General features: G+C 74.7%; 14 protein-coding genes. 13 read left to right on the top strand and 1 reads right to left on the bottom strand.

Annotated features, from left to right (window positions below; all coding sequences use genetic code 11):
- Positions 1 to 4 precede the first annotated feature (4 nt).
- The 12 genes from Srubr_RS36885 to Srubr_RS36830 all read left to right on the top strand — a co-directional run bounded on the left by Srubr_RS36885 (position 5) and on the right by Srubr_RS36830 (position 16514).
- Entirely contained in the window at positions 5 to 1351 is a 1347-nt protein-coding gene (locus Srubr_RS36885; RefSeq protein ID WP_189995458.1) for an ABC transporter substrate-binding protein, read from the top strand.
- Positions 1348 to 2289 (top strand): carbohydrate ABC transporter permease, encoded by a 942-nt coding sequence (locus Srubr_RS36880; protein ID WP_189995460.1) that lies wholly within the window; start codon positions 1348 to 1350, stop codon positions 2287 to 2289. The genes Srubr_RS36885 and Srubr_RS36880 overlap by 4 nt, the downstream gene beginning before the upstream one ends.
- A gap of 4 nt (positions 2290 to 2293) precedes the next feature.
- A complete protein-coding gene (locus tag Srubr_RS36875; RefSeq protein WP_189995462.1) occupies positions 2294 to 3127 on the top strand; it encodes a carbohydrate ABC transporter permease in 834 nt (277 codons plus the stop codon).
- A gap of 7 nt (positions 3128 to 3134) precedes the next feature.
- On the top strand, positions 3135 to 4400 hold the full coding sequence (locus Srubr_RS36870) for a 6-phospho-beta-glucosidase (protein WP_189995464.1): 1266 nt from the start codon (positions 3135 to 3137) through the stop codon (positions 4398 to 4400).
- Entirely contained in the window at positions 4391 to 5371 is a 981-nt protein-coding gene (locus tag Srubr_RS36865; RefSeq protein WP_189995466.1) for an N-acetylglucosamine kinase, read from the top strand. Before Srubr_RS36870 ends, Srubr_RS36865 begins: the two co-directional genes overlap by 10 nt.
- A gap of 223 nt (positions 5372 to 5594) precedes the next feature.
- Positions 5595 to 7037, top strand: coding sequence for a hypothetical protein (locus Srubr_RS36860; RefSeq protein WP_189995468.1), 1443 nt, complete (start codon positions 5595 to 5597; stop codon positions 7035 to 7037).
- A 14-nt stretch (positions 7038 to 7051) separates the two neighbouring features.
- Positions 7052 to 8083, top strand: coding sequence for a glutamate ABC transporter substrate-binding protein (locus Srubr_RS36855; RefSeq protein ID WP_189996002.1), 1032 nt, complete (start codon positions 7052 to 7054; stop codon positions 8081 to 8083).
- A gap of 41 nt (positions 8084 to 8124) precedes the next feature.
- Positions 8125 to 9405, top strand: coding sequence for a coiled-coil domain-containing protein (locus Srubr_RS36850; RefSeq protein ID WP_189995470.1), 1281 nt, complete (start codon positions 8125 to 8127; stop codon positions 9403 to 9405).
- The gene (locus Srubr_RS36845; RefSeq protein WP_189995472.1) at positions 9402 to 11870 is read left to right on the top strand and encodes a serine/threonine-protein kinase; all 2469 of its coding nucleotides are present in this window, start codon (positions 9402 to 9404) and stop codon (positions 11868 to 11870) included. Before Srubr_RS36850 ends, Srubr_RS36845 begins: the two co-directional genes overlap by 4 nt.
- 4 nt (positions 11871 to 11874) lie before the next feature.
- Complete coding sequence (locus Srubr_RS36840) at positions 11875 to 13194, top strand: PP2C family serine/threonine-protein phosphatase (protein ID WP_189995474.1); 1320 nt, start codon at positions 11875 to 11877, stop codon at positions 13192 to 13194.
- A 106-nt stretch (positions 13195 to 13300) separates the two neighbouring features.
- Positions 13301 to 14629, top strand: a complete 1329-nt coding sequence (locus tag Srubr_RS36835; protein ID WP_189995476.1) for a vWA domain-containing protein — start codon at positions 13301 to 13303, stop codon at positions 14627 to 14629.
- Between the two features lie 34 nt (positions 14630 to 14663).
- The gene (locus Srubr_RS36830; RefSeq protein ID WP_189995478.1) at positions 14664 to 16514 is read left to right on the top strand and encodes an FHA domain-containing protein; all 1851 of its coding nucleotides are present in this window, start codon (positions 14664 to 14666) and stop codon (positions 16512 to 16514) included.
- A gap of 6 nt (positions 16515 to 16520) precedes the next feature.
- On the opposite strand, the gene Srubr_RS36825 is transcribed toward Srubr_RS36830, so the two are convergent.
- Positions 16521 to 17495, bottom strand: coding sequence for a methyltransferase domain-containing protein (locus tag Srubr_RS36825; RefSeq protein ID WP_189995481.1), 975 nt, complete (start codon positions 17493 to 17495; stop codon positions 16521 to 16523).
- 85 nt (positions 17496 to 17580) lie between these two features.
- Between Srubr_RS36825 and Srubr_RS36820 the strand changes: the two genes are divergently transcribed.
- Positions 17581 to 17985 carry a globin gene (locus tag Srubr_RS36820; RefSeq protein WP_030790264.1) on the top strand — a complete coding sequence of 135 codons (405 nt, stop codon included), beginning with the start codon at positions 17581 to 17583 and terminating at the stop codon, positions 17983 to 17985.
- Positions 17986 to 18001: the final 16 nt, after the last annotated feature.

Below are 18001 nucleotides of genomic sequence, written 5' to 3'. Positions count from 1 at the left end.
CGTCATGCCCACACCCATACCCAAAACCGCCCGAAAAGCGGCTTTCGCCCTGGCCGCCGGCTCGGTGCTGCTCACCACCGCGTGTACCGGCCAGTCCGTCGGCAGCGCCACCGACGACCCCTCGAAGGAGGCCACGATCACCTTCTGGCACGCCTGGAGCGCGCCGAACGAGGTGAAGGCCGTGCGGTCGCTGGTCGCCGGGTTCGAGCGGGCGCACCCCAACATCCATGTGAAGGTCGTCGGGAACATGACCGACGACAAGATCAACCAGGCGCTGCGGGCGGGCGGCGACCGGGCCCCGGACGTGGTCTCCTCGTTCACCACCAACAACGTCGGCAGGTTCTGCTCCTCGGGCGCGCTGGTGGACCTGAACCCCTTCTTCGCCAAGTCCGGGATCGACCCGGAGAAGACGTTCCCGAAGCCCATGACCGAGTACACCGCGTTCGAGGGCGACCGCTGCGCGGTCCCGCTGCTCGGTGACGCCTACGGGCTCTACTACAACAAGACCGCCTTCGCGAAGGCGGGCATCACCCGCCCGCCGAGGACCTGGTCCGAGTTCCTCGCCGACGCCAAGAAGCTGACGATTCCCCGGGGCGACGGCTACCGGCAGCTCGGGTTCATGCCGAACTACCACGGCTGGGAGTCCACCACCGAGCACTACCTCGGCCAGTTCTCCCCGACCTACTTCGACGAGGACGGCAAGTCCAACGTCGCCAAGGACCCGGCGTTCGAGCGGGCCTTCACCCTCCAGAAGAAGCTCGTGGACGAACTCGGCGGATTCCGCAGGCTGGAGCGGTTCCGGTCCACGCTCGGCGACGAGTGGGGACCCAAGCACCCCTTCCACACCGGCCAGGTCGCCATGCAGCTCGACGGCGAGTGGCGGCTCGGGATGGCCGAGGAGGCGAAACCGGACTTCGAGATCGGGGTGGCCCCGCTGCCCGTCCCGGACGACCAGGCCGGCCAGTACGGCAAGGGCTACATCACCGGCACCGTCGCGGGCATCGCCGCCACCAGCCACAAGCAGAACGCGGCCTGGGAGTTCGTCAAGTACGTCAGCACGGACACGGACGCGGTGACCGGCTTCGCCAACGACATCCACAACGTGCCCTCCACGCTGGCCGCGCTGAAGTCCCCGAAGCTGAAGTACGACCCGCGGTTCAAGACCTTCCTGGACATCGCCGCCCACCCCCGCTCCACCTCCGCGCCCGCCTCCGTCAACGGCGGGGTGTACCTGGTGACGATCCAGCAGTTCGGCTACGACTACGAGAGCGGCAAGGTCACCGACCTGAAGGCCGGGCTGGAGAAGACGGCCGCGCAGATCGACACCGACATCGTGCAGGCGCGGCCGTGAGCGCCGGCACCCTGGCGGCGAAGCGCCGCCGCGCGACCCTGCGCACGCTCGCCTTCATGGCGCCCTGGCTCGTCGGCTTCGCGGTCTTCTTCGCCTACCCGCTGATCTCGACCGTCTACTTCTCCTTCATGCACTACGACGGCTTCCGGCCGCCGGAGTGGACCGGCGGCCGCAACTGGGTCTACGTCTTCGAGCACTACCCGCTGTTCTGGCCCGCGCTGCGCAACACGCTGTGGCTGGTCGTGGTGATGGTGACCCTGCGGGTGGTCTTCGGGCTGGGCGTCGGCCTGCTCATCACGAAGATCAAGACGGGGACGGGTCTCTTCCGCACCCTGTTCTACCTGCCCTACCTCGCCCCGCCGGTCGCGGCCACCATGGCCTTCGCGTTCCTGCTCAACCCGGGCACCGGGCCGGTGAACTCCCTGCTGGAGCGGGCCGGGCTGCCCGCGCCGGGCTGGTTCGGCGACCCGACCTGGTCCAAGCCGGCGCTGACCCTGCTGGCGCTGTGGGGCATCGGCGACCTGATGGTGATCTTCATGGCCGCGCTGCTCGACGTGCCGGCGGAACAGTACGAGGCGGCTCAGCTGGACGGCGCCTCGGCCTGGCAGCGGTTCCGGTACGTGACGCTGCCGGCGATCTCCCCGATCGTGATGTTCGCGGTCGTCACCGGCGTGATCCAGACGATGCAGTACTACACCCAGCCGCTGGTCGCCGGGAAGGTCGCCTCCGGGGTGATCCAGGGCGCCGGCACCCAGTTCGAGCCCGGCTACCCCGACAAGTCGACGCTCACCCTCCCCCAGCTCGTCTACAACCTCGGCTTCCAGCGCTTCGACTACGGCTCGGCGTGCGTGGTGGCGCTGGTGCTGTTCGCCCTGTCGATGGCGTTCACCGCGCTGCTGATGCGGCGCCGCGGCGGCCTGATCCAGGCAGGTGACTGAACACATGACCCGCCGCAAGGCATCCCTCCAGTGGATCGCGGTCCACTCCCTGGGCGTGGCCGCCGCGCTGTTCTTCACGCTCCCGTTCGTCTTCCTGTTCCTCACCTCGCTGATGAGCGACAGCCAGGCCCTGAGCCGGGACCAGATCCCGCACACCTGGGAGTGGGGCAACTACCGCAAGGTGTTCGACACCCCCGGCTTCCTCACCTGGTGGCGCAACACGCTGCTCTACGCCGGGCTGGGCACCGTCCTCACCGTGGTGTCCTCGCTGCCGGTGGCGTACGCGCTCGCCAAGTTCCGCTTCCGCGGCCGCAAGCTGTCGCTGATGCTGGTGATCTCGATGATGATGCTGCCGCCCCAGGTGGTCGTCATCCCGATGTACCTGTTCTGGGCCAAGCAGCTCGGCCTGTCCGGCACCCTGTGGCCGCTGATCCTCCCCATGGCGTGCGGGGACGCGTTCTCCATCTTCCTGCTGCGCCAGTTCCTGACCACGATCCCGGACGAGTACCTGGACGCGGCCAAGGTCGACGGCTGCGGCGAACTGCGCACCCTGCTGCGGGTGGTGCTGCCCATGGCCAGACCGGGCATCGCGGCCGTGGCCCTCTTCCAGTTCTTCTACGCCTGGAACGACTACTTCGGCCCGCAGATCTACGCGTCCGAGAACCCCGGCGCCTGGACCCTGTCCTACGGCCTGGAGTCCTTCAAGGGCGCCCACCACACCGACTGGAACCTCACCATGGCCGCGACCGTGCTGGTCATGGCCCCCGTCATCCTCGTGTTCTTCCTCGCCCAGAAGGCGTTCGTCGAAGGCGTGACGCTCACCGGAGTAAAGGGTTGATCTGACTGTGAAACTCACCGTGGTCGGCGGCGGCTCGACCTACACCCCCGAACTCGTCGACGGCTTCGCCCGGCTGCGCGACACCCTGCCCATCGAGGAACTGGTGCTGGTCGACCCGGCCGCGGACCGGCTGGAGCTGGTCGGCGGCCTGGCCCGGCGGATCTTCGCCCGGCAGGGCCACACCGGCCGGATCGTCACCACCTCCGACCTGGACGCGGGGGTCGACGGCGCCGACGCCGTCCTGCTCCAGCTGCGCGTCGGCGGCCAGGCGGCCCGCGAGAAGGACGAGACCTGGCCGCTGGAGTGCGGCTGCGTCGGCCAGGAGACCACCGGCGCGGGCGGCCTGGCCAAGGCCCTGCGCACGGTCCCGGTCGTCCTCGACATCGCCGAACGGGTCCGCCGGGCCAACCCGCGCGCCTGGATCATCGACTTCACCAACCCGGTCGGCATCGTCACCCGCGCCCTGCTCCGGGCCGGGCACCGGGCGGTCGGCCTGTGCAACGTGGCGATCGGCTTCCAGCGCAAGTTCGCCGCCCTGCTGGACACGGCCCCCGCCGAAGTACACCTGGCACACGTGGGCCTGAACCACCTCACCTGGGAAACAGGTGTACGACTGGGCGGGCCGGACGGCGAGGACGTCCTGCCCCGGCTGCTGGCCGAGCACGGCGACGCCGTCGCCGCCGACGTCCGCCTGCCCCGCCCCCTGCTGGAGAGCCTCGGCGTGGTCCCCTCCTACTACCTGCGCTACTACTACGCCCACGACGAGGTCGTCCGCGAACTGCGCACCAAACCCTCCCGGGCCGCCGAAGTGGCGGCGATGGAACGGGAATTGCTGGCCATGTACGGCGACCCGGCCCTGGACGAGAAACCCGCGCTGCTCGCCAGGCGCGGCGGCGCCTTCTACTCGGAGGCGGCCGTGGACCTCGCGGCGGCCCTGCTGGGCGGGGGCGGCAGCCCGTACCAGGTGGTGAACACCCTCAACCGGGGCACGCTGCCGTTCCTGCCCGACGACGCGGTGATCGAGGTACAGGCGGCGGTCGGCCCCGAAGGCCCGGCCCCACTGCGAGTCCCGGCGCTCGACCCGCTGTTCACGGGACTGATCGCGAACGTGACGGCGTACGAGGACCTGGCCCTGGACGCGGCGCTGCGCGGCGGCCGGGACCGGGTGTTCCGCGCCCTGCTGGCCCACCCCCTGATCGGGCAGTACGAGTACGCCGACGCCCTCACCGACCGGCTGGTCGCGCACAACCGGGAGCACCTGGCGTGGGCCTGACCTCGACCGTGCTCGCCATCGACGCGGGCAACAGCAAGACCGACGTGGCCGTGGTCGGCGCCGACGGCGAGGTGCTGGCCACGGCCCGCGGCGGCGGCTTCCGCCCGCCCGCGGTCGGCGTGCCCGCGGCGGTCGACGCGCTGGCCGCACCGGTCGCCCGCGCCTTCGCCGACGCGGGGGTCTCCTCCGTCTCCCATGTGTCGGCCTGCCTCGCCAACGCCGACCTCCCGGTGGAGGAGGAGCGGCTGGCGGGCGCGCTGCACGCGCGCGCCTGGGGCGGGTCCGTGGAGGTCCGCAACGACACCTTCGCGATCCTGCGGGCGGGCGTCGCCGAGCCGCGCGGGGTGGCGGTGGTGTGCGGGGCGGGCATCAACTGCGTGGGCATGCGCCCCGACGGCCGCACCGCCCGCTTTCCCGCCATCGGCCGGATCTCCGGCGACTGGGGCGGCGGCTGGGGCCTGGCCGAGGAGGCGCTGTGGCACGCGGCCCGCGCGGAGGACGGCCGGGGCGAGCCGACCGCGCTGGCCCGCACCCTGCCCGCGCACTTCGGGCTGCCCAGCATGTACGCGCTCATCGAGGCCCTGCACCTGGAGCGGATCGCCCCCGCGCGCCGGCACGAGCTGGCGCCGGTGCTGTTCGCCACGGCGGCGGACGGCGACCGGGTGGCCGGAGCACTGGTCGACCGGCTCGCCGAGGAGGTCACGGTGATGGTCACGGTGGCGCTGACCCGGCTGGACCTGCTCGCGGAGCGGACCCCGGTACTGCTCGGCGGCTCCGTCCTCACCGCCGGCCACCGGCAACTGGACGACGCCGTACGCGCCCTGCTCGCCGCGCGCGCCCCCGAGGCCGACGTCCGCGTGGTCACGGCCCGCCCGGTCCTGGGCGCGGCCCTGCTGGGCCTGGACCACCTGGGCGCGGGGCCGGAGGCGGGCGAACGGGCACGCGGGTACTGGGAGACGGCCACGCCCTGACCGGTCGCCGGTTCCCCGGACGGCTCCCGGGGAACCGGGCCCCGGCCGCCCCCGGCGGAACCGATGCGCCGTCACCGGCGTCTTGGCCCCCAGGGGTGGTGCGTCCGCCGGCCACGCGCCCCGGGGGCCACCATGATCCGTTCAAGATCCAGTGAAGGCCGGTGCGGATGCCGGCGCGGACGGTGATACTGGGCGGCGAACGGATGACCATGGGGGAGGTCGAGTGACACACCCGCCGAAGAGCAGCGCGGCGCCACCGCCGGCCGGGCCCGCCGGCCTCGCCGGTGCCCCCGGCATCCCCGCGCAGCCCCACGGGCGGCCCGCGCCCTCCGCGCCGCCCGCGCCGCCCGCGCGCCGCACCGCCTTCGTCGAGGGCGCCGAGCGGGTGCGGGCCGCCGCGACCACCGAGCCGGGGCGGCTGCGGATCATCGGCGCCGTACTGGCCCTGCTGGTCCTCGGGTTCGGCGCGGTCACCGCCTGGCAGGCCGGCACCCGTTCGGCCGCCGCCGATGACGTGCTGCACCGCAGCCAGCCGCTCAGCTTCGGCGCGGCCGGCATCTACCGCTCGCTGGCCGACGCCAACACCGCCGCGGCCGGCGCGTTCCTGGCCGGCGGGCAGGAGGACGCGAAGTCCCGGGACCAGTACGAGAGGGACATCCGGGAGGCCGCCGCCGGGCTCGTCACCGCCGCCGCCAACGCCGAACCCGGCTCCGCCGCCGAGGCGACCGTCGCCCGGCTGAACCGGCTGCTGCCCGAGTACAAGGGCCTCGTGGAGCGGGCCCGGACCTACAACCGGCAGGGCTACCCGGTGGGCGGCGCCTACCTGCGGTACGCCGACGAGAAGATGCAGAAGCACATGCTCCCGGCCGCGCAGGCGCTCTACACCACGGAGAACCGCCGGCTGGACGCCGACTACGGCGACGCGACACCGTACCCGTGGGCGGCGATCACGCTCGGCGTGCTCGCCCTGGCCGCGCTCGGCTGGGCCCAGCACCGCGTGTACCGGCGCACCAACCGCATCCTCAACCGCGGCCTGGTCGCCGCCACCGCCGCGACCACGGCCGCCCTGCTGTGGCTGATCGTGGGCCACGCCGTCGCCCGCTCGGGGCTCGACGGCTCCTACGCGCACGGCATCAGGTCGCTCAACGTGCTGCACGAGGCCCGGATCGCCGCCCTGAAGGCGCGCGGCAACGAGAACCTGAGCCTGGTGGCACGCGGCGCGGACACCGTCACGGTGGCCGGGCAGACGTACGACGCCCACTACTACGACTTCGACAAGGACATGGCGGTGCTCCGCGAGGCGCTTTCCGAGGCGGCGCGGCTCGCCGACGACGACGCGGGCACCGCCCCGGTCACGGCCGCGCAGAGCGACACGGCCGTGTGGCAGCGGCGGCACGCGGCGGCCCGCGCCGAGGACGAGAACGGCAACTACCAGCAGGCCCTGGACAAGGTGATCGGCGCCAAGGGCGCGACCGCCGAGTGCTTCGACGGCGTCGCCCGCGGCCTGGAGAGGGCCATCGGCCACGAGCGGGCCGAGTTCAGGCAGGCCGCCGGCGACGGGCGGGACGCGCTGGCCTGGCTGCCGCAGGGCACCGCCGCCCTCGCGGTGCTGGGCGCGGCGGGCTCGGTCGCCGGCATAGGGCGCAGGCTTTCGGAGTACCGGTGACAGGGGACAGGGCGATGGACGCGAGCCGGGCGCGGGCCTCGCTGCGGGGCTGGGGCGGAGTCGCCACGATGGCGGTGCTGTGCGCGCTGGCGCTGGCGTTCGTCCTGCTGCTGCCGTGCACCCAGCGGGCGCCGGCCGAGCCGGGCCGCGCGGCGCCGCCGGCCGCCACCGGCACCCAGGTCCGCGCCGACAACTGCGTGGACGCCGAGGCGCACGAGCGGACGCTCGCCCCGTCCGGTGCGGACGGCCCGACGATCGAGGCGATCCGGGCCCGCACGGGCGCCAAGCGCAAGCTGGTCGTCGGCGTCGACCAGAACAGCTACCGCTGGGGCTACCGCGACCCGAACACCGACGGCGCCCGGCTGGAGGGCTTCGACATCGACCTCGCGCACCGGATCGCCCAGGACATCCTCGGCGACCGCGACGCGGTGCAGTTCAAGGCGATCCCGACCAACCAGCGCATCCCCGCGATCCAGGACGGGCGCGTCGACATGGTCGTGCGCACCATGACGATCACCTGCGACCGGCTGCGCCAGGTCGCGTTCTCGGCGCCCTACTTCAGGACCGGCCAGCAGGTCCTCGCCCCCAAGTCCTCGCCGGTCACCGGCTACGACAGCTCGCTGGCCGGCAAGGAGGTGTGCACGGCGACCGGTTCGACCGCGTACGCCAAGCTGGACGCCGACCGCAAGGCGGGCCGGCTGCCCGGCTCCACCGACCTGTCCACCACCGTGCCCAACCAGCTGGACTGCCTGGTCCGGCTGCAACTCGGCGAGGTGGACGCGGTGGTGACCGACGGCGCCCTCGCCGCGAGCCAGGCCGCCCAGGACCCGACCGTGGAACTCAAGGGCGAGGCGTTCACGACCGAGTACTACGGCGTGGCGATGAAGAAGGACGCCGACGATCTGGTACGCCGGGTCAACCGCGTTCTGGTGGACTACGCGGCGAACGGCTGGCAGAAGTCGTACGACGAGTGGCTGTCGGCGACACTGGGCGAGGACCCGGCCGCGTCGAAGCCGCCCGCGCCCCGCTACCTGCGCGGCAGTTGAGCCGCGCCCGACCGGAACCGACAGCGAGCGAGAGGTGATCGATGGGCGTCACGGACCCCGCCGGGCCGGTGATGGACCGGGACGAGGCGGACCGTGCGCTGGCGCGGCTCGGCCAGGAGCACGAGGCGATCGAGACCTCCCTGCTGGCCCTCCAGGACCACGCGGGCCGCAGACTCCTCGAAGGCGCCGCGCTGACCGGCGTCACCCGGGAACGCTGGCAGGCCACGGAGGCACGGATCACCCGGCTGTGGGCGTACTTCGACGCCTACACGGCCGCGCTGCGCGGCGCCCGGGAGATCCGCGCCCGGCGCCGCTGGTCCAGCCGCGAGGACCTGGCGGAGCTGACCGGGCTGCTGCGCGGCGCGTCCGTGACCGTCCCCGGCGGCGACAGCGGCCGGCTCAGCGAGACGTTCACGCTGCCGGGGCTGGTGGAGCGGATGAACGAGCTGTACGCGACGAGCCTGGACGTGATCGTCGCCGCGGACGCGGTGTGGTCGGCGCTGCCCGCGCGGATCGACCTGCTCGCCGCCGAGCTCCAGCGCACCCGGCAGCTCGCGCACTCCGTCGGGGTGCGCCCGGGCGCACACCCGGCCGGCGACGACCTGGAGCGGATCACCCGCACCCTGACCCGGCTGCGCGAGGACGTCGTCGCCGACCCGCTCGCGTTCTGGGTGCCGGCCGAGGGCAGTTCCGCGCCGGGCGGCGGACGCCCGGACACGACGGTGTACGACCGTGCGGCGCGCGCCCTGGAGGACGTGCGCCGGGAGATCGACGCCGTGCTGACGGTGCGCCAGGACGCGGAGGCGCGGCTGGTCCGGGTGCGGGACGTGCTGTCCCGGGCGGACCGCACCCTCGCCGAGGCCCGGACCGCGCGCGGCGAGGTGCTGGCGAAGATCGCCGCCACCGAGGTGCCGGTGGTCGGCGGCCCGCCGACCGTCCTCCAGGAGCAGCTGGCGACCGCCGTGGAGTACCGCAGGCAGGGCCGGTGGCACCGGCTGTCCCCGCTGCTGGAGTCCCTGGAGGAGAAGGCGGAGGACGAACTGCTGCGCGCGCGGGAGTCGCTGACCGCGGTCACCGCGCCGCTCGCGGTCCGCGCCGAGCTGCGCGGCCGGCTCGACGCCTACAAGGCGAAGGTCGCCCGGCACGGCCTGGCCGAGGAGCCGCTGCTGGTGGAGCGCTACGACGCGGCCCGCCGCATGCTGTGGAGCGCGCCCTGCGACCTGCGCGTGGCCGAACAGGCCGTGCTGCGCTACCAGCGGGCGGCGGCCGAACTGATCGGCGGCGCGGACGCGCCGGCGGACCGCGAGGGGGACGCGTCATGAGCCGGCCGGGACAGACCTGCCAGCGGCCGGGGTGCGAGGGCGCCTACGAGGACGTGGGCGGCGGGCTGTACTGCGACACCTGCGGTCTGGCGCCGGTGGTGTCGGCCGCGGCTTCGCCCGCCGGGGAGGGGATGGTGGTCTCGCCGGCCACCGGGGTCGCCAAGGGGGCCACGGACGGCGCGGGTTCGCGCAGCGCCCGGACGTCCTCGCAGTCGTCGCGCTCGCGCCGCTCGGTGTCCGGGCGGCTGTCCCGCTCGGTGTCGGGGAAGTCCACCGGCCGTTCGGTGTCGGTGCGCAGCTCCGGCGCCTCCACCGGCTCCTCGGCACGCGGCCGGCTGGGCGCCGGGCTGGTGTCCGTGCCGCAGGTGCCGCGGCCCGACCCGCACGCGATGGTGCTGGAGCGCCCGGAGGTGCCCGAGCGCAAGCGGTTCTGCTCCCGGTCGGACTGCGGGGCCCCGGTGGGCCGGGCGCGCGGTGACCGGCCGGGCCGCACGGAAGGTTTCTGCACCAAGTGCGGGCACCCGTACTCCTTCGTGCCCAAGCTGCGCGCCGGGGACATCGTGCACGGCCAGTACGAGGTCGCGGGCTGTCTCGCGCACGGCGGGCTGGGCTGGATCTACCTCGCCGTGGACCGGGCCGTCGCCGACCGCTGGGTGGTGCTCAAGGGCCTGCTGGACACCGGCGACCAGGACGCGATGGCCGCGGCGATCTCCGAGCGGCGCTTCCTCGCCGAGATCGAGCACGCCAACATCGTGCGGATCTACAACTTCGTGGAACACCTCGACCAGCGCACCGGCTCCCTGGACGGCTACATCGTCATGGAGTACGTCGGCGGCAAGTCCCTGAAGGAGATCGCCAACGCCCGCCGGACCCCCGACGGCCGCCGCGACCCGCTGCCGGTGGAACAGGCGTGCGCCTACGGCATCGAGGCCCTGGAGGCACTCGGCCACCTGCACAGCAGGAACCTGCTGTACTGCGACTTCAAGGTGGACAACGCCATCCAGACCGAGGACCAGCTCAAGCTGATCGACATGGGCGCCGTCCGCCGGATGGACGACGCGGAGTCGGCGATCTACGGCACGATCGGCTACCAGGCCCCCGAGGTCGCCGAGACCGGCCCGTCGGTCGCCAGCGACCTGTACACGGTGGGCCGCACCCTGGCGGTGCTCACCTTCGACTTCCAGGGCTACACCACCGTCCACGCCGACTCCCTGCCCGACCCGGACACCATCGAGGTGTTCCGCCGCTACGAGTCCTTCTACCGGCTCCTGGTGCGCGCCACCGACCCCGACCCGGACCGCCGGTTCGGGTCCGCGCAGGAGATGGCCGAGCAACTGACCGGTGTGCTGCGCGAGGTGGTGGCGCTGCAGACCGGACAGCCCCGGCCCGCGCTGTCCACCTTGTTCGGGCCCGAGGTGAAGGTCACGGACACCGAACTGTTCCCGCCCCTTGACGGGGACGTGACCCGGCTCGGCGCCCGCCGGGACCGCGGGGCCCCGGCCGCCGCTGCCGCCCCCGCTCCGGCGGCGCTCGTCCGGCCCGTGGACACGGCGGCCGCCGCCCTCGCCCTGCCCCTGGCGCTCGTCGACCCCGGCGACCCGGCCGCCGGCTTCCTGGCGGGCCTGCCGGCCGCCGGGCCGGCCGAGCTGATCGGCGCGCTGGCCGCGGCGCCCGAGCAGACCGTGGAGACCCGGCTGCGGCTGATCCGCGCCCGGCTGGAGAGCGGCGAGACGCAAGGCGCCCTGCTGAGCCTGGCCGAGCTGGAGGAGGAACGGCCCGACGACTGGCGGGTGGTGTGGCAGCGGGGCGTGGCCGCCCTGGTCACCGGCGACTTCGAGAGCGCCGCGCCGGCCTTCGACGCCGTCTACGACGCCTTCCCCGGCGAGAGCGCGCCCAAGCTGGCCCTCGGCCTGTGCGCGGAGGTGCTGGGCCAGCCGGACAACGCGGCCGAGTACTACCGGCTGGTGTGGACCACCGACCGGAGCTTCGTGAGCGCCGCGTTCGGGCTGGCCCGGGTGCGGCTCGCGGGCGGGGACCGGCAGGGCGCGGTACGCACGCTGGAGTCGGTGCCGGAGTCCTCCATCCACTACACGGCCGCCCGGGTCGCCGCCGTCCGGGCCCGGCTGAGAGGCCGTACGCCCGGCCCCGGTGACGTACCGTTCGGGGACGACCTGACGGCCGCCGCCGGGCAGGTCGAGGCGCTCCAGGCCTACGGTCTGGACCCGGCGCGGCGCGCGCGGCTGTCGGCGGAAGTACTCGGCGGCGCGCTGGACTGGGTACTCTCCGGGGGCGCCGGATCCGCCGCGGCGGGCCGGACGCTGCTGGGCAGCGGTCTGGACGAGCGGGGTCTGCGCTTCGGCCTGGAGCGTGCCTACCGCACGCTGGCCCGGCTGGCGCCCGGCGGCAAGGAGAGGATCGAGCTGGTGGAACGGGCCAACCGTTACCGCCCCCGGACGTGGGTGTAAGTCGATGTCGCAGATGCCCCGGCAGGCCGCACTGCCGAAGTGCCCGAGCTGCGCGGAACCGGTGGAGCCGGGTGACCTGTTCTGCGGAGCGTGCGGATACGACCTTTCGGCGGTGCCCGCACCGCCGCAGGACCATCCGACGCTCCCCATGACCGGTGCCGCCGCGCCCGGGAACGGAACGGACCGGCCCGCCCCCTGGCCCGCCGGCCCGGCCCCCGCGCCCCCGGCGGACCCGCCGGGCCCCGGCGCGGACCGCGCCGCGCCGCACGGGCGGGAGGACGGGGACGAGCGGTCCGCCGGTTCCGGGGTGCGCTTCGACCGGCGGGCGGAGCCCGACGAGTACCCGCTGCAGGCACCGGACCCGCGGCCGGCCGCCCCGGCCGCCGCCCCCGCCGCCCCGGCGCGGCCGTGCGTGGCCTGCCGCACCGGCCGGGTCGACGACGACGGCTACTGCGAGAACTGCGGGCACGCCCAGCCCCGCGAACGCGACCACCTGGAGCGGGAGACGGGCCCGGTCGCGGCCGTCAGCGACCGCGGACTGCGCCACCACCGCAACGAGGACGCGTTCGCCGTCGGCCACACCACGCTGCCCGACGGCACCCCGGCGGCGCTGGCGATCGTCTGCGACGGCGTGTCCTCCGCGACCCGCCCCGACGCCGCCTCCCTGGCCGCCTCCCGGGCGGCCGGCGACACCCTGCTGGCCGAACTTCCGCGCGGCACCCACCCGCAGGCGGCGATGCACGAGGCGATCGTCGCCGCCGCGCACGCCGTCAACGCGCTCGCCGGCGAACCCGCGACGGCCCGCGAGCACGCCCCGCACCAGAACGCGCCGGCCTGCACGATCGTCGGCGCGGTGGTCACCTCCGGGCTGCTGGTCGTCGGCTGGGTCGGCGACAGCCGGGTCTACTGGGTGCCCACCGACCGCTCCGCGCCGTCCGCCCGGCTCACCGAGGACGACTCCTGGGCCGCGCAGATGGTGGCCGCCGGACTGATGAGCGAGGCCGAGGCGTACGCCGACGAGCGGGCCCACGCGATCACCGGCTGGCTCGGCGCGGACGCCTACGAACTGGAGCCGCACACCGCCTGCTTCCAGCCCGACCGGCCCGGCGCGGTGGTGGTGTGCACCGACGGACTGTGGAACTACGCCGAAACGCCGCAGGAGATGTCCGAGGTCGTCCCGCCGGACGCGGCGACCCGCCCGCTGCACGGCGCCCGAGTGCTCGTCGGGCACGCCCTGGACGGCGGGGGCCACGACAACGTAACAGTGGCGGTGCTGCCGTTCCCCGCGCCGCCGCAGGGGGCAGGATCGGCGGGAAGGCCGTAGCCCGCGGGACTGCGGCACGGGGAAGCCGGGACGGACCGGAGGGGACCGGTCCGCCCGCAGCCGGCGCCCGGCGTGGGCCGGGCGATCGAGGGGGATGCGTCACAGCATGGCCAATTTCGCGAAGCCGGACGTACCGCGGTTCTCGGTGGACGTCTACCAGAACGAGTACCTGCCCGAGGGCGGCAGTCAGGTCGACGCCATAGTGACGGTGACCGCGACCGGCGGCGGCACCCTCGGCGGCGCCCTCACCGCGCCGGGGCGGCCCTCCGCCGCGGTGGCCGTCATGGTCGACTGCTCGGGCTCCATGGACTACCCGCCCGCGAAGATGCGCGGCGCGCGGGAGGCCACGGCCGCCGCGATCGACACCCTGCGCGACGGCACCCGCTTCGCGGTGATCGGCGGCACCCATGTCGCGCAGGAGGTCTACCCGGGCGGCGGGCGGCTCGCGGTCGCCGACGCCACCACCCGCGCGCAGGCCAAGCAGGCGCTGCGCCGGCTGAGCGCGGGCGGCGGTACGGCCATCGGCACCTGGCTGCGGCTCGCCGACCGGCTGCTGTCCGCGGCGGACGTCACCATCCGGCACGGCATCCTGCTCACCGACGGCCGCAACGAACACGAGTCGCCCGCGGACCTGCGGGCCACCCTGGACGCCTGCGCGGGCCGGTTCACCTGTGACGCGCGGGGCGTGGGCACGGACTGGGACGTGAAAGAAGTCACAGGCATCGCCTCGGCGCTGCTCGGCACCGCCGACATCGTCGCCGACCCGGCCGGGCTCGCCGCCGACTTCACGCGGATGATGGAGACGGCGATGGGCAAGGAGGTCGCCGACGTCGCCCTGCGGGTGTGGACGCCGGCCGGGGCCGCCCTGCGGTTCGTCAAGCAAGTCGCGCCCGCCGTCGAGGACTTGACGCACCGTCGGACCGAGGCCGGGCCGCGTTCCGGGGACTATCCGACCGGGTCGTGGGGCGACGAGTCCCGCGACTACCACCTGTCCGTGACGGTCCCGCCGGCCGGACTGGGCCAGGAGATGCTGGCGGCGCGGGTCTCCCTGGTGGTCCCGCAACCGGACGGAACGGTACAGAACCTCGGCGCGCAGGGACTCGTACGGGCCGTGTGGACCGACGACATGGCCGCTTCCACCGCCATGAGCCCCCAAGTCGCCCACTACACCGGGCAGGCCGAACTGGCGCAAGTCATCCAGCAAGGCATCGATCTGCGCAAAGCGGGCGATATCGATGGAGCAACGGCCAAACTGGGGAGGGCCGTTCAGCTCGCCAACGCCTCCGGCAACGCCGATACTGCGAAACTGCTTGCGAAGGTGGTGGACGTGGTCGACGCCGCGACAGGTACTGTGCGGTTGAAGACGAGGGTCACGGAGGCCGACGAGATGACTCTGGAGACCCGGTCCACCAAGACCGTCCGTGTGAAGAAGTGACCCTCCAAAGCGTAGAAGAAGGGGAAGCACCGACATGCCGACCTGCCCGAACGGACACCAGTCGGGTTCCGACGACTGGTGCGAGGTCTGCGGTCACCGCATGGCCGGTGCCGTACCTCCGCCCCCGCCGCCGCCCCCGGGCGCCGGCGGCTACGGCTTCCCGCCGCCCGCCGGCGCCCCCGGCCGGCCCGGTCCCGCCGCGGCCGACCCCGAACCGGAGCTGTGCCCGCAGTGCCGCACGCCCCGCGAGGGCGGCGCGCCGTTCTGCGAGGAGTGCCGGTGGAACTTCCTGACCAACACGGCGACCTCGTACACCCCGGCCGCGCCGCGCCCGCCGCAGCCCCGGTTCCAGCCGCCCAGCGCGACCTACGGCGGCGGTGACGGGTACGAGTACCAGGGCTCGCGGCCCTCGCAGGTGAACCGGCCCGCCGAACCGATCCCGTCCTTCGGCGGCGAGCCGTCGGGCCCGACCCCGTTCGGCCCCGACCGGACCCCGCCCGCCGCGGGCCGGCCGCCCTTCCCGCCCGGCAACCGCCGCCCGCCCGCGCCCCCGCAGGGGTTCGGACAGGGACCGGGCGGCCCTGGCGGTCCCGGTGGGCCTGGCGGCGGTCCCGGTGGGCCTGGCGGCCCTGGTGCCGGTGGTCCCGGTGCCGGTGGCGCGTCCGGTCCCGGCGGGTTCCCGGGGCAGGGCACCGGTCACGGCGGGTTCCCGGGTCAGGGGCCCGGTGGCCCCGGCGCCGGCGGGCCCGGTGGTCCGGCCGGTTCTGGTGGCCCGGCCGGTTCTGGTGGTCCCGGTGGTCCGGCCGGTCCCGGTGGTCCCGGTGCCGGTCGTCCGGCAGGGCCGCCGTCCGGCTTCGGCGGCGGTCCCGGGCAGGGCCCGGCCGGCGGTGCCCCCTCCGGCCCGTCGGGGTTCGGCGGCGCCCCGGGGCAGGGCCCCGGTTCCGGCGCTCCCTCCGGCCCGTCCGGGTTCGGCGGCAACCCGGGGCAGGGCCCCGGCGATCCCTCCCGTCCCGGCGGCCCGTCGGGTCCGGGTGCCCCCGGCGCTCCCGGCGGCCCCGGTCCCTCCGGCTTCGGTGGTGACCCCTCGCGTCCGGCTCCGCCGCCGCCCGGCGGACCGGGTGGGCCTGGCGGTCCCGGCGGCCCCGGTGGTGTGCCGCAGGCGTTCCAGCAGGCCGGAGCCTCCGCTCCGCCCGCCCCGCCCGCCTTCCCGCGCGGGAACCGCCGGCCCCCGGCCGGTGAGGACGACTGGGTGATCTCCCCGCCGTCGTCCGGCGGCCCGGGCCAGGACACCGGCGGCCAGGGCGGCGGCTACGGCTACCCGCACCCCGGCGCCACCCAGGCACCGCCCGGCCAGGGCGGCCCCGGCGGACGACCGGGCGGACCGGGCGGCCCCGGCGGGTTCCCCCAGGCACCTCAGCAGGCTCAGGCCCCGCAGGCGCCCCAGGCCCCGCACCAGTCCCAGGCCCAGGGCGCCCGGCCGGGCACCTGGACCGCGACCATCGGCCCGGACCGCGAGTACTTCATGGCGATGATGCAGCGCTCCGGCCCCGAGGCCGCGGGCCTGAACCTGCCCGCGTACTCGCCCGAGCAGCAGCGCACGCTCACCGGCAACCAGGTGACCATCGGGCGCCGCCGGCACTCCACCGGCGACACCCCGGACATCGACCTGTCGGTGCCGCCGGAGGACCCGGGCGTCTCGCACCAGCACGCCATGCTGGTGCAGCAGCCGGACGGCAGCTGGGCGGTCGTCGACCAGAACTCGACCAACGGCACCACGGTCAACATGTCCGAGGAGCCGATCCAGCCGTTCGTGCCGGTCCCGCTCCAGGACGGCGACCGGGTGCACGTGGGCGCCTGGACGACGATCACCGTCCGCCGGGGCTGACCGCGCTCAGGACAGCGGCCAGGCGTACGGCCCCCCGGGGTCGTCCAGCCAGGCCCAGGCGTGCTCGCCGCGGACCGTGACGCCGTAGCGGCCGCGGCCCGGCTCGCCCTCGCGCTCCCACAGCGCGTACGCCTCCCGGGCGCCGAGGGCGCCCCGGGTCAGCGCGAGCAGGAAGCGCAGCGGCTCCTGCTCGCGGGCGCGGGCGGGCAGTCCGGCCAGGCTCACGCTCCCGGGTCCGGTCCGGCCCTGGCCGCGCAGTGGCACGAAGAAGACGGCCCCGGGCAGGAAGCGCCCCTCGGCGTGCTCCGCGTCCCGCACGGTCAGGGCGAGCAGTCCGGTGGCGAGCGGGGTGAGGACGCGCGCGCCGGGGCGGCACTGGGCGAGCCAGGCGCGCGGCACCGCGCACAGCTCGCAGGTGGCGATGATCCGGTCGTAGGGGGCGCGTTCGGGCACCCCGCGCGCGCCGTCGCCGGTGACCACGGCCGGGTGGTGGCCGGCCGCCGCCAGGTGCCGCCGGGCCGACTCGGTGATCTCCGGTTCCAGGTCGACGGTGGTCACCAGGCCGTCGGCGCCGAGCCGGTGGGCGAGCAGGGCCGCGTTGTAGCCGGTGCCGGCGCCCACCTCCAGGACCCGGTCGCCGTCCTCGACGCGCAGGGCGACCAGCATCCGGGCCATCAGGGAGGGCTGGCTGCTGGAGGAGACCAGCTCGCCGTCGCGCAGCCGGGTGGCCAGCGGCACGTCCGCGTAGGCGCCGCGCACCCAGCGTTCCCGAGCGGCCGGTTCGGGACTCTCGCCCCAGCGGCGTTCGTACCCGCGCGGCCCGGGGACGTAGTAGTACGGCACGAACAGGTGCCGGGGCACCGCCGCGAACGCCTCCCGCCACACCGGGTCCTCGGCCCACACCCCGTCGGCGTCGATCCGCCGCACCAGCTCGGCCCGCGCCGCGTCGGCGAGCGCCTCGGTGCCGGTGTCGTAGCCCATGGGTCCACAGTAGGGGCGGGCGGCCCCCGCACGGGGCGGTCCTACGTCTTCCGTCCTGGGTCACCGCGTCTGAGACGATGGACGGGTGAATGAGATTCGGCGCGGCACGCTTCAGGAGCAGACCTTCTACGAGCAGGTCGGTGGGGAGGAGACCTTCCGCCGGCTCGTCCACCGTTTCTACGAGGGGGTCGCCGAGGACCCGCTCCTGCGGCCGATGTACCCGGAGGAGGACCTGGGCCCGGCCGAGGAGCGGCTGGCCCTGTTCCTGATGCAGTACTGGGGCGGCCCCACGACCTACAGCGACAACCGCGGGCATCCCCGGCTGCGCATGCGGCACGCCCCGTTCACCGTCGACCGGGCGGCGCACGACGCCTGGCTGCGGCACATGCGGGTGGCCGTCGAGGAACTCGGCCTGTCCGAGGAGCACGAGCGCACGCTGTGGAACTACCTGACGTACGCCGCCGCGTCGATGGTGAACACGCCGGGCTGAGCCGGGTACGGCGTCG

The sequence above is a fragment of the Streptomyces rubradiris genome, assembly GCF_016860525.1.
Lineage (GTDB): Bacteria > Actinomycetota > Actinomycetes > Streptomycetales > Streptomycetaceae > Streptomyces > Streptomyces rubradiris.
Note: the sequence above shows the minus strand (reverse complement) of the source record. Positions and strands in the feature narration are given on the sequence as shown.